This window comes from Curvibacter sp. AEP1-3 (genome assembly GCF_002163715.1).
GTDB lineage: Bacteria > Pseudomonadota > Gammaproteobacteria > Burkholderiales > Burkholderiaceae_C > Allorhodoferax.
In genome coordinates this window covers 951,491-965,984 of record NZ_CP015698.1, presented here as the reverse complement: position 1 = coordinate 965,984, position 14,494 = coordinate 951,491, and the positions used below count along the sequence as shown (strand labels likewise).

General features: G+C 60.4%; 14 protein-coding genes. 4 read left to right on the top strand and 10 right to left on the bottom strand.

What is annotated here, in order from left to right; all coding sequences use genetic code 11:
• Positions 1 to 91: 91 nt before the first annotated feature.
• From dnaE to AEP_RS04560, 4 genes are all read left to right on the top strand, one after another.
• Complete coding sequence (gene dnaE, locus AEP_RS04575) at positions 92 to 3,661, top strand: DNA polymerase III subunit alpha (protein ID WP_087497180.1); 3,570 nt, start codon at positions 92 to 94, stop codon at positions 3,659 to 3,661.
• 91 nt (positions 3,662 to 3,752) lie between these two features.
• Positions 3,753 to 3,995: a FeoA family protein gene (locus tag AEP_RS04570; RefSeq protein WP_087494295.1), complete on the top strand. Its 243-nt coding sequence runs from the start codon at positions 3,753 to 3,755 to the stop codon at positions 3,993 to 3,995.
• A 15-nt stretch (positions 3,996 to 4,010) separates the two neighbouring features.
• Positions 4,011 to 5,885 (top strand): ferrous iron transporter B, encoded by a 1,875-nt coding sequence (gene feoB / locus AEP_RS04565; RefSeq protein ID WP_087494294.1) that lies wholly within the window; start codon positions 4,011 to 4,013, stop codon positions 5,883 to 5,885.
• Between the two features lie 4 nt (positions 5,886 to 5,889).
• Positions 5,890 to 6,150, top strand: coding sequence for a DUF6587 family protein (locus tag AEP_RS04560; RefSeq protein ID WP_087494293.1), 261 nt, complete (start codon positions 5,890 to 5,892; stop codon positions 6,148 to 6,150).
• Between the two features lie 86 nt (positions 6,151 to 6,236).
• On the opposite strand, the gene tolA is transcribed toward AEP_RS04560, so the two are convergent.
• The 10 genes from tolA to AEP_RS04510 all read right to left on the bottom strand — a co-directional run bounded on the left by tolA (position 6,237) and on the right by AEP_RS04510 (position 14,460).
• Entirely contained in the window at positions 6,237 to 7,280 is a 1,044-nt protein-coding gene (tolA, locus tag AEP_RS04555; RefSeq protein ID WP_087494292.1) for a cell envelope integrity protein TolA, read from the bottom strand.
• A 21-nt stretch (positions 7,281 to 7,301) separates the two neighbouring features.
• Positions 7,302 to 7,736 (bottom strand): biopolymer transporter ExbD, encoded by a 435-nt coding sequence (locus AEP_RS04550; RefSeq protein WP_087494291.1) that lies wholly within the window; start codon positions 7,734 to 7,736, stop codon positions 7,302 to 7,304.
• A gap of 18 nt (positions 7,737 to 7,754) precedes the next feature.
• A complete protein-coding gene (gene tolQ / locus AEP_RS04545; RefSeq protein WP_087494290.1) occupies positions 7,755 to 8,450 on the bottom strand; it encodes a protein TolQ in 696 nt (231 codons plus the stop codon).
• 10 nt (positions 8,451 to 8,460) lie between these two features.
• Positions 8,461 to 9,651 (bottom strand): pyridoxal phosphate-dependent aminotransferase, encoded by a 1,191-nt coding sequence (locus AEP_RS04540; RefSeq protein WP_087494289.1) that lies wholly within the window; start codon positions 9,649 to 9,651, stop codon positions 8,461 to 8,463.
• A gap of 17 nt (positions 9,652 to 9,668) precedes the next feature.
• Complete coding sequence (gene nusB / locus AEP_RS04535) at positions 9,669 to 10,202, bottom strand: transcription antitermination factor NusB (RefSeq protein ID WP_087494288.1); 534 nt, start codon at positions 10,200 to 10,202, stop codon at positions 9,669 to 9,671.
• Entirely contained in the window at positions 10,202 to 10,669 is a 468-nt protein-coding gene (gene ribH / locus AEP_RS04530; RefSeq protein WP_087494287.1) for a 6,7-dimethyl-8-ribityllumazine synthase, read from the bottom strand. Before ribH ends, nusB begins: the two co-directional genes overlap by 1 nt.
• A 20-nt stretch (positions 10,670 to 10,689) precedes the next feature.
• Positions 10,690 to 11,805 carry a bifunctional 3,4-dihydroxy-2-butanone-4-phosphate synthase/GTP cyclohydrolase II gene (gene ribBA / locus AEP_RS04525; RefSeq protein WP_087494286.1) on the bottom strand — a complete coding sequence of 372 codons (1,116 nt, stop codon included), beginning with the start codon at positions 11,803 to 11,805 and terminating at the stop codon, positions 10,690 to 10,692.
• Between the two features lie 153 nt (positions 11,806 to 11,958).
• Complete coding sequence (locus AEP_RS04520; RefSeq protein ID WP_087494285.1) at positions 11,959 to 12,360, bottom strand: RNA-binding S4 domain-containing protein; 402 nt, start codon at positions 12,358 to 12,360, stop codon at positions 11,959 to 11,961.
• A gap of 11 nt (positions 12,361 to 12,371) precedes the next feature.
• Complete coding sequence (locus tag AEP_RS04515) at positions 12,372 to 13,784, bottom strand: sensor histidine kinase (protein ID WP_087494284.1); 1,413 nt, start codon at positions 13,782 to 13,784, stop codon at positions 12,372 to 12,374.
• Between the two features lies 1 nt (position 13,785).
• On the bottom strand, positions 13,786 to 14,460 hold the full coding sequence (locus AEP_RS04510) for a response regulator transcription factor (protein ID WP_087494283.1): 675 nt from the start codon (positions 14,458 to 14,460) through the stop codon (positions 13,786 to 13,788).
• Positions 14,461 to 14,494 lie beyond the last annotated feature (34 nt).

Sequence of the window (14,494 nt, the reverse complement as noted above, 5' to 3'; positions counted from 1 at the left end):
TTGAGTCGCGTACCGATGGGTTACCTGCATTGTGGCGCAGAAGCAGACCCTCCCCGAAGGTCTGTCGCGAATCGAAAACTACAATGAACGAATGTTTGTACACCTGCGCCTTCACACTGAGTTTTCTGTCGTTGACGGAACCACCCGGATCGACGATGTCATCAAGATGGCGGCCAAAGACGGCCAGCCTGCGCTGGCCATCACCGACCTGAACAACCTGTTCGGAGCGATCAAGTTCTACAAAGGCGGCCGTGGCAAAGGCGTCAAGCCGGTCATAGGCGCAGAAATCATCCTCGAAGGCCTGGGTGGCGACGCCACCGCCGTCACTCGCGTCATTTTGCTGGTGCAAAACAAGCAGGGCTACCTGAACATCTCTGAGCTGATTGCCCGCGCCTTCACGCAAAACGTGGTGAAGAACCAGGCCGTCATCAAGATGGCGTGGCTCAAAGAGCTGAATGAAGGCCTGATTGCGCTCTCCGGCGCGCAGGCCGGGCCCGTCGGCCAGGCACTGGTGCAGGGCGACACCGCCCGCGCGCACGATGTGGCGCTGCAATTGGCGGGAGTGTTTCCGCATCGCTTCTACATCGAGCTGCAGCGCGCAGGCCGCGCCGACGACGAAGCGCATGTGGTGGCTGCGGTGAAGCTGGCCGCCCGCATGAAGCTGCCAGTGGTGGCGACCCACCCCATCCAGTTCGCGGAGCAGGACGACTTTGAGGCCCATGAAGCCCGCATCTGTATTGCCGACGGCGAGATTCTGAGCAACCCCAAGCGTGTACGCCGCTTTACCCGCGAGCAGTACTTCAAGAGCGCAGCCCAGATGGAGGAGCTGTTTGCCGATATTCCGTCTGCCATTGCCAATACGCTGGAAATTGCCAAACGCTGCAGCCTGACGCTGGTGCTGGGCAAGCCGCAGTTGCCCGCCTTCCCTACGCCCTTGGTCAACGGCCAGCGCATGACGCCGGAAGAGTACTTCCGCTACGCGTCCTTCGAAGGGCTCAAAGAGCGCATGGTGCACCTCTACCCCAACGAGCAGGAGCGCGAGGCCGAAATGCCGCGCTATGTGGAGCGCCTGGAGTTTGAGTTGGGCACCATTTTGAAAATGGGTTTCCCGGGCTACTTCCTGATCGTGGGCGACTTCATCAACTGGGCCAAGAACAACGGCTGTCCGGTGGGCCCGGGGCGCGGCTCCGGTGCGGGTTCGTTGGTGGCCTATGCGCTCAAGATTACCGACCTGGACCCCCTGCGCTACAACCTGCTGTTTGAGCGCTTCCTGAATCCTGAGCGGGTATCCATGCCCGACTTCGACATTGACTTCTGCCAGACCAACCGGAACCTGGTGATCGACTATGTGAAGGATAAATACGGCAAAGACGCCGTGAGCCAGATTGCCACCTTCGGTACCATGGCCGCGCGCGGTGTGGTGCGCGATGTGGGCCGTGTGCTGGACATGAGCTACACCTTCTGCGACGGCATCAGCAAGCTCATCCCCAACAAGCCGGGCACCAACGTGACCTTGCAGTTGCCACCCACCGATGGCAAAAAGAGCGACAAATACGTCTACGCCACCGAGGCCGAGCCGATTCTTGCCGAGCGCGAAGCCAAAGAAGAAGACGTCAAAACCCTGCTGGAGATGGCCCGCAAGCTCGAGGGCATGACCCGCAACATCGGCATGCACGCCGGGGGCGTGTTGATTGCGCCCGGCAAGCTCACCGACTTCTGCCCGCTCTACCAGCAGCCCGGCAGCGAATCCGCAGTGAGCCAGTACGACAAGGACGATGTGGAAGCCATTGGCCTGGTGAAGTTCGACTTTTTGGGCTTGGCCACGCTCACCATTCTGGAAATTGCAGCCGAGTTCATCCGCAAGCGCCATCCAGGGCAGGAAAAGTTTGCCTATGAGAACCTGCCTCTGGACGATGCCAAGGTCTACAAGCTGTTCAGCGAAGGCAAAACGGAGGCGGTGTTCCAGTTTGAAAGCCGCGGCATGCAGGGCATGTTGCGCGACGCCAAGCCCAGCCGCCTGGAAGACCTGATTGCGCTGAACGCGCTGTACCGTCCCGGCCCTATGGACCTGATTCCGAGTTTCGTGGCCCGTAAGCACGGTCGCGAGCAGGTGGAGTACCCGCACCCGGCGGTGGCCGAGATGCTCTCCGAGACCTACGGGATCATGGTCTACCAGGAGCAGGTGATGCAGACCGCCCAGATTCTGGGTGGCTATTCACTGGGCGGCGCCGATTTGCTGCGCCGCGCCATGGGCAAGAAAAAGAAAGAGGAGATGGACGAGCATCGGGGCATTTTCCGCGCCGGTGCGTTCAAGACCCACGGAATCCCCGAAGCGAAGGCCGATGAGGTTTTCGATTTGATGGAAAAATTCGCGGGCTACGGCTTCAACAAGTCGCACGCGGCTGCCTACTCCCTGCTCGCGTACCACACCGGCTGGATCAAGGTGCACTACACCGCCGAGTTCTTTTGCGCCAACATGACGGTGGAAATGGATGACACAGACAAACTCAAGGTGCTGTTTGAAGACGCTGAGAAGATGGGCCTGAGCTTTGAGCCGCCCAACATCAACCGCGGCAACTACCGCTTTGAGCCTATCTCCAACAAAGAGATTCGATACGGGTTGGGCGCCATCAAGGGCACCGGCGAGCAAGCGATTCTGGCCATTGTGGCCGCGCGCGAGGGCAGGGGGCCGACCGAGGAGGCCGGGCCGTTCAAGAGCCTGTTTGACTTCGCCCGCCGTGTCGACCGCACTCGCCTGAACAAGCGATGCGTGGAAGCGCTGATCAAGGCAGGCGCCTTTGACACACTGCATCTGAACCGGGCCGAGCTGGTCGCGTCCATGGACCGGGCGTTTGAGTTTGCGGCTGCGTCCGCGGCCAATGCCAATCAGGTGGGCTTGTTTGACATGGGCGGGGATGACGACCATGGCTCCAGCACGCAGGAGCCTGATCTGGTGGAAGTCATGCCGTGGGGCGTCAAGGAACGCCTCACGCAGGAAAAGACTGCGGTGGGCTTTTACCTGTCAGGCCATTTGTTTGACGAAGTGGCGACTGAAGTCCGCAAGTTTGCCAAGCGTCCGATTGAAGAGTTGCAGGACTCGCGCGAGCCGCAGTTGCTGGCCGGCATCGTGACCGAGCTGCGTGTGATCAACGGGCAACGAGGCAAGCTCGCATTGTTCAAGTTGGACGACAAGTCCGCCATGATCGAAGCCCGCGCCAGCGAAGCCCTGCTCAACACCTACAAAGACCTGCTCAAGGACGACGAGCTCATCATTGTCGAGGGCAAGGCCATGCCGGACCGATTCTCAGGCGGCATGCAACTCACGGTGCAACAGATATGGAGTTTGGAGCAGGCCCGCTGCCGCTTCGGCAAGTACCTGCGCGTGCCCGTGCAGTTGGATAGCAAGAACCGCACGCCGGACGTTGCCGCATTGGTTCGCGAGTTTCCGGCCGTGCGCGAGCAATCTGAACATGGCGAGCTCGTGAGGGGCTTGTCGGTCCGTTTTCAGTTGCTCTGTCAGGTCGGTGAAGACGCCGCCGTCCAGCAGGCGGCGGCTGAATTGCACTTGGGCGAAAGTGCCAAGTTCTACCCCACGGATGCGGCTCTTGCGAGCTGGCGCGCACAAGCGTCCGGGGGCGCCGCAGTCATAGCTTACGACTGAAGCTTGCCAATCTAAATGAAATACAATACAATCTCATTTAGATTGGTGCCGGTGTCGCTTTGGCGTGTGCCGGATTCTCCCGAGGTCAACTATGTTTTTGTCTGATCTGGCCCCCGGCCAGCGTGCGGTGGTTCAAGGCTTGGTGGCCGCCACGGCGGATATCCATGCGTCTGTTTTGCGCCGCTTGGCCGATCTTGGCTTTATCGCCGGGGAGCCTCTGCAACTGATGCGGCGTGGGCCCGGTGGTCGTGAGCCACTGGCCGTGCAAATCGGCGAAACCATGTTTGCGTTACGGCTGGTCGAAGCCCGATGCATCCAGGTTGAATTGCAATAAGGGCGACCTGACCCCATGAGCGCTATCGCCTACAAAACCATTGCCCTGGTCGGCAACCCGAATTGCGGAAAAACCGCCTTGTTCAACCTGATGACCGGTGCCCGACAGAAAGTGGCCAACTACGCCGGTGTCACGGTGGAGCGCAAGGTGGGCAGCCTGCGCCTGAAAAATGGCCAAACGCTGTCTGTCGTCGACCTGCCGGGTGCCTACAGCCTGAGCCCCGCCACTCCCGATGAAGAAGTGACCTTGCAGGTCATTGAAGGCCGCCGCCCCGGCGAAGCGGCTCCCGACGTGATTGTGGCGGTGGTCGATGCCACCAATCTGCGCATGAACCTTCGCCTGGTGCTGGAGCTATTGCGCATGGGCCGCCCGGTGGTTGTCGCTGTCAATATGGCCGACGTCGCCCGAGCCCAAGGACTCAAGCTGGACTTGCAGCGCCTAGAGCTGGAGTTGGGTTGCCCGGTGGTGGAAACCATCGCAGTGCAGCAAAAAGGTCATCTGCAATTGGTGGAGCTGCTCGAGGCCCGCTTCGAGGCCTATCTGTCCACGCAGCGGCCGTCTCTTGGGATGCCTGCGCCAGCCTCGCCGGAGGCGCTGCAACGGGACGTGCGTCGCATTCTGGCCGCGGTGCTCAGCGGTAACGAGAGCCGAGGTCGCTTTCAGCACCGCTTGGATGCAGTGGTCATGCATCCGGTCTGGGGATTAATGGTTTTGGCAACAGTGCTTTTTTTGATCTTCCAGGCAGTGTTCAGCTGGGCCGCTTACCCCATGGACGCGATCAAGGAACTGATGGCGGTGGCAGGGGAGTGGACCTTGGCACAAATGCCGGAGGGGCCTTTGCGCAGCCTGCTGGTGGACGGTGTGATTGCCGGCGTAGGCGGTGTGCTGGTGTTCCTGCCGCAGATTCTGATTTTGTTTTTCTTCATCCTTATGCTGGAAGACTCTGGCTACCTGCCTCGGGCCGCATTTTTGCTGGACAACGTCATGGGCAAGGTCGGCCTTTCCGGGCGCGCTTTCATTCCCTTGCTCTCCAGCTTCGCGTGTGCGATCCCCGGCATCATGGCCACCCGCACCATTGCCAACTGGAAAGACCGGCTGGCTACCATCATGGTGGCGCCCTTGATGACCTGTTCGGCCCGTCTGCCGGTGTACGCGTTGCTCATTGGCGCATTTGTGCCGGTGCGCACAGTGGGCTGGTTTGACCTGCGGGGCCTGACCCTGTTCGGCCTGTATGTCGCCGGCGTGCTGTCGGCCATGGCGGTGGCCTGGGTATTCAAGCGGGTGTGGATGAAGAGCAGCTACCAACCCTTGATGCTGGAATTGCCGCCCTATCGCGTGCCCAGTGTGCGCAACCTGGGCTTGGGCTTGTGGGAGCGGGCACGCATATTCATGCGCCGGGTGGGCGGCATCATCTTTGCGTTGATGGTCTTGCTCTGGTTTCTCTCCACCTATCCGGGACCTCCCGCAGGCTGGACCGAAGCGCAGGGGCCGGCCATCTTGTACAGCGCAGCCGGCATGATGGGCCAAGCCTTGCAGCATGTGTTTTCCCCCTTGGGCTTCAACTGGCAGATTTCGATTGCGCTGGTACCCGGCATGGCGGCGCGAGAAGTGGCCGTGGGTGCTTTGGGTACGGTGTATTCGCTCTCAGCCGCTGACAACGCGATGGCGGATGCACTCTCGCCGGTGATCGCGCAAGGGTGGTCACTGGCTACGGCCTACTCGCTGCTGGCTTGGTTTGTCTTCGCGCCTCAGTGTTTGTCGACGTTGGCTGTGGTCCGCCGTGAGACCAACTCCTGGCGCTACCCGATTCTGATGGCGGCGTATCTGTTTGCGTTGGCTTATGCCGCAGCCTTTGTGACCTACCGCACCACGTTGTGGTTGGGAGCCTGAGGCCATGCTGTGGCAAAACCTGGTGGTGGCGTTGGTGGTGATCGTGGCTTTTGTCCATGCACTGCGGACCTTGTTGCCTGCAGGGTGGCGTAGCCGGTGGTCTTTGCTGATGCTGCGTTTGCCCTTGCCGGCGGGCGCACGTCGTTGGTTGCAGACCAGTTCTTCCAGCTCTGGGTGCGGAGGCGGCTGCAGTGGATGCGGGCCCGCAACGCCGGCCACCCCGGCTGAGAAGCCAGTCACTTTCTATCGCCGGACAAACGGCTGATTCCCTTTTGGGTACGAGTGAAAAATGCCTCTGGCGCATGTGGAATATGCGCGAGAAGCTATAAAATTTATAGCGTCTTTAGCTGCTCATTGCCCAAAAAGTGCTTGCGGTGAAAACACGATAACTAAGGGTGTCCACACCTTGCCGCCCTCATCCAAAGGGATTTTTTGCAGTTTATCTAGAGCTTTCTCTGCAGCTTCATCCCAAGCTTTATTTCCACTTCGCTTAACGAAGCGCTTGGTCAAAATTTCCCCGGTAGAGCTTAATGAGACTTCAATCTCGGTGGTCGGATCGCCTACGATAGTGTCTGCAAAAGTGATATTTCGTTTGACTGCAGACCTTACCTTTCCAAGGTAGTTCGCTCCCGGCCCCGAACTCTTGGCTGCAGTGCCGGTTGAGTTGGCCGATCCGCTGCCTGCTGCGCCGGCCAAGCCGGTCAGACGGTTGAGCTGCTGCTGGCGTTCCTGCTCTGCACGTTTTGCTTCTTCTTTGGCGACCTTCTCGGCCTTTTGCTTGGCGGCTTCGGCCGCTTTGGCTTTGTCCGCAGCTTCCGCCTTCTTGGCTTTCTCAGCTTTGTCCGCCTTCTCTTTGGCTTCGCGCGCGGCTTTGTCCTTGGCGAGTTTGTCTTTTTCCTGCTGTTCCTTCAGTTTGGCTTGCGCGGCGCGCTCTTTGTCGAGCTTTTCTTTGGCGGCCTGTTCCAGCTGGCGCTTTTCCAGTGCCTTGCGCTCCAGTTCCTGCTTGGCCTGCAGCTCCTTGGCTTTTTGCTCCTCAAGCAGGCGCTCTTTTTCCTTGGCTAAAGCGATGTCGGCTTTGCTCGGGGCCTCAGGCACTGCTTGCTTGACCACGGGTGGTGGCGGTGCGGGCGGCTCAGGCAGGGGCTTGACTTCGGGCTGAGGCGCAGTTTCAGGCTCGGGTGGTGTTTCTTCCAACGGCGGAGGCGCGGCCTCCTGGGGAATGGCGGACCACAATTCAGCTTCTACAGTGGCAGGGGGGAGCTCCCGCTTCCAGGCCACACCGATGGCCAACACCGCCACCAGCGCTGCATGGGCGAGCAGTGCCAACACCAAGGCACGCAACATACCCGGCGTGTGCGGCGGTGCGAATTCCTGGCGGGTGTCTGCGGCGGGCATATCCGGAAGTCAGGTGGCTGATCAGTTCGCCAACTGGACCGACAGGCCCACACGTTGGATACCGGCGCGCTGCAAGGTGTCCATGACCTTGACCACGCTTTCGTATTTCACGTTCTTGTCTGCGCTGATGACCACGGCAGAGTTGGCGGCCGCCACACTGTCTTTGGCGCCTTGCGCCTGCTTCACGGTGGCAGCCAGGTCTTTGAGTTGCACCGTGGAGGTTTGCTCTTTGACCTTGACCTCGAGTGCCTCAGTCTTGGTCAACACCACCTGGATGATCTGATCGGGCTGGCGTGCAGCTTTGCCTACGCTGGGCAGGTCGATCATGCTCGGAGTGATCAGCGGGGCGGTCACCATGAAGATGATCAGCAGCACCAACATCACATCGATGAAGGGCACCATGTTGATCTCATTGATGGTGCGGCGACCCCGTCCACGACCTGCGACTGCTGGCATGTTGCTTCCTCGGTCTGCTTAGCGGGCCGCGGGTGCGGGTTGGGCACTGACGTTGCGCTGCAGGATGTTGGAGAACTCTTCGATGAAGGTTTCCTGCTGGATGGCAATGCGGTCCAGATCGCGCGCAAACCGGTTGTAGGCCACGACTGCAGGAATGGCGGCAAACAGACCGATGGCCGTAGCCACCAGCGCTTCAGCGATGCCGGGGGCCACGGTAGACAACGTCACTTGTTGCAAAGACGCCAATCCGGTGAAGGCGTGCATGATGCCCCACACAGTGCCGAACAAGCCCACATAGGGCGACACAGAACCGACCGATGCCAGGAAAGACAGGTTGCTCTCCACCTCGTCCATTTCGCGCTGGAAGCTGGCACGCATGGCGCGGCGGGCGCCGTCCATCAAGGTGCCCACATCACTCACACGGCGCTCACGCAGCTTCTGGAATTCGCGCATGCCGCTGGCAAAAATGCGTTCCATCGGTCCACATGTTTGGGCATTGCGGCTGGCGGCGTTGAACAGGTCGTTCAGGCTGGAGCCGGACCAGAATTCACGCTCAAAGGCCTCGTTCTGGGCTTTGACCCGTTTGAGCGAAAACAGTTTGCGGAAGATGGCAGCCCAGCTGGCAATGGAGACCAGCATCAGCAGCGCCATCACGGCTTGCACCACGATGCTTGCGTTCAGAACCAGGTGCAGGATGGAAAGGTCTTGATTCATGGTGTTTTTGCTAAACGGTTGACAGCATCGCACGCAAACGCTGCACGGCTGTTTCTAATTGTTTCATGGAGCTTGCGGTGGAGAAACGCACAAACTGTGCCGTTTGTGCTGTGCCGAAATCGCGCCCGGGAGTAATTGCGACGTGGGCGCGGTTCATTACTTCAAACGCGAACTCCCAGCTGCTCTTGAGCCCCAGTTTGGCACAAAGTTCCGAACATTCGGCCCACACGTAAAACGCGCCATCCGGCTCCACCGGCACGCCAAAACCCAGCTCGCGCAGGGCAGGGATGAAGTAATCGCGCCGGGCCTTGAATTCAGCGCGGCGGGCCTCGTAAAGCGCAATACTTTCGGGCTCGAAGCAGGCGAGTGCTGCATGCTGCGCAATCGTGCTGGGGCAGATGAAGAGGTTCTGGGCCAGGCGTTCGATCACGGGCGCCAGCGAGGGGGGCACCACCATCCAGCCCAGGCGCCAGCCGGTCATGTTGAAGTATTTGCTGAAGCTGTTGATGCTGATGATCTGGTCATCAATCGCCAGCGCGGTGTGCCCGAACTGGTCCTCGTGGCTGAGGGCCAGGTAAATCTCGTCGATCAGCGTAATGCCGCCTTTGGCCCGCACCACGGCATGGATGCTATGCAACTCGTCCGGGTGGATGGACGTGCCGGTGGGGTTAGAGGGGGAAGCCAGCAACACGCCACGGGTACGCGGACCCCATGCGTTCTCTACTTTGGCGGCGCTGAGCTGAAAGCGTTCTTGTGCGCTGGTTTCCAGCAACACGGCCTTGCCCTCTGCAGCGCTCACGAAGTGGCGGTTGCACGGGTAACTGGGGTCGGGCATGAGCACTTCATCGCCGGGCTCGATCAGCGCCAAGCAAGCGAGGTGCAAGGCGGCTGAGGCTCCGGCGGTTACCACAATGCGGTCTGCCGCAATGTCTACCCCAATGCGGCTCCCGTACCAAGCGCTGATGCATTCGCGCAATGCGGGCAGGCCGGTGGCTGCGGTGTATTGGGTGACGCCATCCCGTATGGCCTTTTCCGCAGCGGCCTGCACCAGAGGCGGCGCGGTGAAGTCCGGTTCACCGATATTGAGAAACACCATGGGCGCATCGGTGTGCGCCACTTGTGCGGCTAGGGCAGAAGCTGCCTTGGCAACTTCCATCACATAAAACGGCTCAATGTTCTGTGCGCGTGAGGAAATGTGCATGCGGGCAGTTCTGCGGATCAGACGGGTTTCTTGTTACGTTCTGCTTCAATTTCGATAGCGCGCAGCTGCGGTGCAATGCCGTTCAACACGCCGTTGACGTATTTGTGGCCGTCTGTGCCGCCGAACTCTTTGGCTAGTTCGATGCATTCGTTCAGCACCACGCGCCAAGGCACGTCGAGGCAGTGCTTCATCTCGTAGGCACCGATCCACATGATCGCGTGCTCGATGGGCGAAATCTCGCTCATGGGGCGATCCAGCGCCGGGGTGATGAGGGCATCCAAGGCTTCTGCTTCAGCTACACAGCCATGCAACAGAGCGTCAAAGTGCACAGCGTCAGCCTTGCTGAAGCCGGCGAGATCTCGGGTGAAGGGATCAATGTCGTCTACCGCGTTCCGCCCTACAAGGCTCTGGTAAAGACCTTGCAACGCAAATTCGCGCGCGCGGGTGCGATTGGACTTGCTGGCGGCCTTGCGTGCGCCGGTGGCGGTCAGGCCGGTGCGGCTCTGACGGGGGGGGCGCTTGGCCGCGGAGTTGCTAGGGGTATCACTCATCAGATGCTCTCCAGCAGATTGGCCATTTCGACAGCGACTTGTGCCGCATCGCGGCCTTTTTCGGTCTGGCGGGCAATAGCCTGTTCCATGTTTTCGGTGGTCAGGATAGCGTTAGCCACGGGCAACTGGTAGTCCAGCGAAATGCGGGTCACACCGGCGCCGGATTCATTGGCCACCAGTTCGAAGTGGTAGGTCTCGCCGCGGATGATGCAACCCAGTGCGATCAATGCGTCGTACTTGCCTTTTTCTGCCATGGCTTGCAAGGCCACAGGCACTTCCAGCGCGCCAGGTACGGTGACGTGGTCGATGTCTTTGTCAGACACTCCCAAGGCCAGCAATTCGGTCTTGCAGGCCTTGGCCAGCGCATCGGTGATGTCCGCATTGAAGCGGGCCTGCACGATGCCGATGTTGAGTTTTTTGCCGTTCAAACGGTCGGAGGCTGCGGTGCCTTTGTCTGCGCCAAACATGGGTGGTTCCTTGATTCGAATTATTTGCTGATGTAGCCGGTGATTTCCAGTCCGTAGCCGGTCATGCTTGGCATGCGACGAGGGCTGCCCATCAATTGCATTTTTTGCACACCGCACTTGAGCAGGATCTGCGCGCCGATACCGTAGGTGCGCAGGTCCATGCGACCGCGTTCAGGTGCCTGGGAAGCGCGGGCCGTGCCCTCAAACTGGTCCAGAAGCTGAGCGCCGCTTTCGCCGCAGTTGAGCAAGACCACGACACCTTTGCCTTCTTGGGCAATATGGGCCAGTGCCGCATCCAGGCTCCAGGAGTGCATGCTGCGGTTGACCTCCAAAGCGTCCAGAACTGAGAGGGGCTCGTGAACGCGGGCCGGCACTACGGTCTCGGCGGTCCACTCGCCTTTGACCAACGCCAAATGAACGCCCTGGCCGGTGCTGTCTTTGAAAGCATGGGCAGTGAACTCGCCATAAGCGGTTTTCAAGGGGCGTGTACCGACCTGTTCGATCAGCGACTCCATTTGGCTGCGGTGCTGAATCAGATCCGCAATCGTGCCGATCTTCAGGCCGTGCTCTGCAGCGAACAGCTGCAAGTCGGGCAGGCGGGCCATGGTGCCGTCGTCTTTCATGATCTCGCAGATCACCGCTGCAGGGCTGCAGCCGGCCATGGCGGACAGATCGCAGCCTGCTTCGGTATGGCCGGCGCGCATGAGTACACCGCCGTCCACCGCCTGCAGAGGGAAAATGTGACCGGGTTGCACCAGGTCCGTAGCTACTGCGTTTTTGGCTACGGCTGCCTGCACGGTCTTGGCGCGGTCGGCTGCCGAGATACCGGTGGTCACGCCTTCCGCGGCTTCAATCGACACAGTAAAGGCGGTGCTGTACACCGTGCCATTGCGCGCTGCCATGGGAGGCAGTTTCAAGTGTTCACAGCGTTCACGGGTGAGAGTCAGGCAAATCAGGCCACGGCCGAACTTGGCCATGAAGTTGATGGCTTCCGGCGTGACATGGTCTGCCGCCAACACCAGATCGCCTTCGTTTTCACGGTCCTCCTCGTCCACCAGAATGACCATGCGCCCGGCGCGCATGTCGGCAACGATGTCTTCAACGGGGGAGATGGGCACGGGGGAGAGGGAGGTCATGCAGAAGGGCTTTCCAAAACTCGTTCTAAGGCGGGGCCCTGAGGATGCGGCGCTCCTGCAGGATGCACGGTACCTCAGTAGTAACCCCCGATTATCGCCGCTTTCACCCTTCTGCCGGCGCCGGCCTGCAGTGAGCCGGCTGCAATAGGGGTATCAGTCCAGCGAGGCGCTCCAGCGCTCGTTCCAACCGGTTTGCAGGGCGCGCCGGTCCCGTTTGGTGGGGCGTCCGCCTGCAATCGTATGCGCGGGCTCCGGACTCAGGCGCTGTTGTTCCGCGGCTGCCAGACGTTGTTGAATACTTTCCGGGGTTTCGGCATACATCAACTGCGCCACCGGTGCCGGCCCGCGTTGCTCGCTAATTTGCAGTACTTCGACCGTGCGCTTGACCTTGCCCTGCCAGATGGTGAGGGTGTCGCCGGCTTTGACCTCTTTGGCCGGCTTCACATCCCGACCTTCCCATTGCACCCGTCCCAGATTGACTTCATCCGTGGCGAGTGAACGGGTTTTGAAGAAGCGGGCCGCCCACAGCCATTTGTCGATCCGGGTGCTTTGCATGCAGGTGTTGTTCAGGATAGGTGGACGGGCAATCGTACACAAGCATCCAGACCTGTGCAGGCGGTACCGGAATACCGGTTGTTGAGCTGGATGGTGCCGCCCAATGCAATCACCATTTCGCGGGTGATGGTGAGGCCCAACCCCGAGCCGGAATGGGCGCTACCAGCTGCAAAGGGCTGGAACAGGCGCATTCGCAATGCCTCGGAAATGCCGGGGCCGCTGTCCGAGATGGTTAATTCGGCCTGGCCGTCTTCCTGCTGCAGGTGGATGTGCAAACGGCCTCCCTCCGGGGTCAGTCGGATTGCGTTGTGGATCAGATTTCTGGCCATTTCCCGGAGCATCCACTCATGGGCATGGACCGGACAGGGCTCGGTAACCAGTTCAAAGTCCAGGTTTTTTTCGGCGATCAAGGCGGAAAGGTCGAGTGCGATGGCCCGCACAGGTTCGGCCCAATCCATGGCGGCGAAGTCCTGTTGCTGGCGCACTTGCTCCACCTTGGCGAGCGACAACATCTGATTGGCCAGCTGGGTGGCACGGTCGACAGTGGCTTCTATTTCTTCCAAGCCTTGCCGAGCAGGGACGTCCCCCCGCAAGGCGGATTGCACTTGCACCTTCAGCACAGCCAGCGGCGTGCGCAGCTGGTGGGCAGCGTCGCGCACAAAGCGTTTCTGGTGGTCCAGCAAATGCTGCAGCTTGTGCATGACATGGTTGGTGGCCACGGCCAGTGGCTGGATCTCGAGGGGTAGCTCTGCTGCGGGAAGGGCCGTCAGGTCGTCTTCGCTGCGTTGCTCCAGCTCTTCACTTAACTGGCGCACAGGCCGGGTTGCCCGGTCCACCATAAAAAGTACGACGCCCGTGATCACGGTGATGAGGATCAGCTGCCGCTGCAAGGTGTCCAGGAGGATCTGCCGTGCGAGTGTATGGCGCAGTTCCAGCGTTTCAGCGACCTGCACCATGGCCATGGTGCGTTCCCGCCCGCTGGCCACCGGCTGCAACAACACGGCCACCCGCACAGCATCGCCGCGGAAAGTGTCGTCATAAAAGTCCACCAAGGCCGCATAGGGGCCTTGCGAAGGTATCTTGCCGGTCCAGATGGCCAGGTCTTGCTCTCCATCCACCCATTGCCCCTGGGCGTTGGAAACGCGGTAACTCATTCGGCTGCGGTTATCAGCTTCAAAGGCTTCCAGTGCCGAGTAGGGCACCTGGGCACGCAGGCGTGCATCACTCCCGTGGCCTTCAATGTCGAGCAGCTCACCAATCGCTTTGGCCGATGCGAGCAGGGTCCGGTCATAGGCCGTGTTCACAGCAGACAGGGCCTGCCGGTAGAGGCTGATGGTGTCAACCGCCACAAAAAGCAGGATGGGGATCAGAATGCCCAGCAACAGGCTTTTGCGCAGCGACGGTGTGGTGCCGGTGGCTGCCATGTCACTCAGCCTTGAGCAGGTAGCCCAGCCCGCGCAAGGTGACCAGGCTCACCCTGGTGGCGGTCAACTTTTTACGCAAACGGTAGACCACGACTTCAATGGCTTCATACTGCACATCAGCCTGCCCGGGGAATACCACTTCAAACAGGCGTTCTTTGCTCACGGCATGGCCGGGACGGGACATGAGCGCGCCCATCAAAGCCAGCTCTTTGGGTGTGAGGTCCATCACCTGGTGCCGGTGGTAGATGGCGCCACTGGTCCGATCCAGACGCAGTTCACCCACCTGCAGGTCGCTGCTTTGGGGGGGCGGGTTGTCAGCGTTGCGACGGTGCAAAGCCCGGACACGGGCTTCCAGCTCATCGAGGTCAAATGGCTTGGGCAGATAGTCATCCGCGCCGGCATTCAGGCCCAGCACCTTGTCCCCCACGGTGCCGCGCGCGGTGAGAATGAGCACCGGCGTGCGCAGGCCGTTGCGGCGGGCCAGCTTGAGTACATCGAGACCATCGACCCCCGGCAGGCTCAGGTCCAGCACCACCACATCCGGTTGCAGGTCAGTCCATCGCTGCAGGGCCACCGAGCCATCGCTGCAAACGTCTACCTGCATCTGTGCGCGCACCAGACTGCGCTGCAGTGTGGTGTGCAGTGCGGGGTCGTCTTCAATCAAAAGAAGGTGCATGGAACGAAGCGGGGCGCGGGTTTTACGGGTTTCC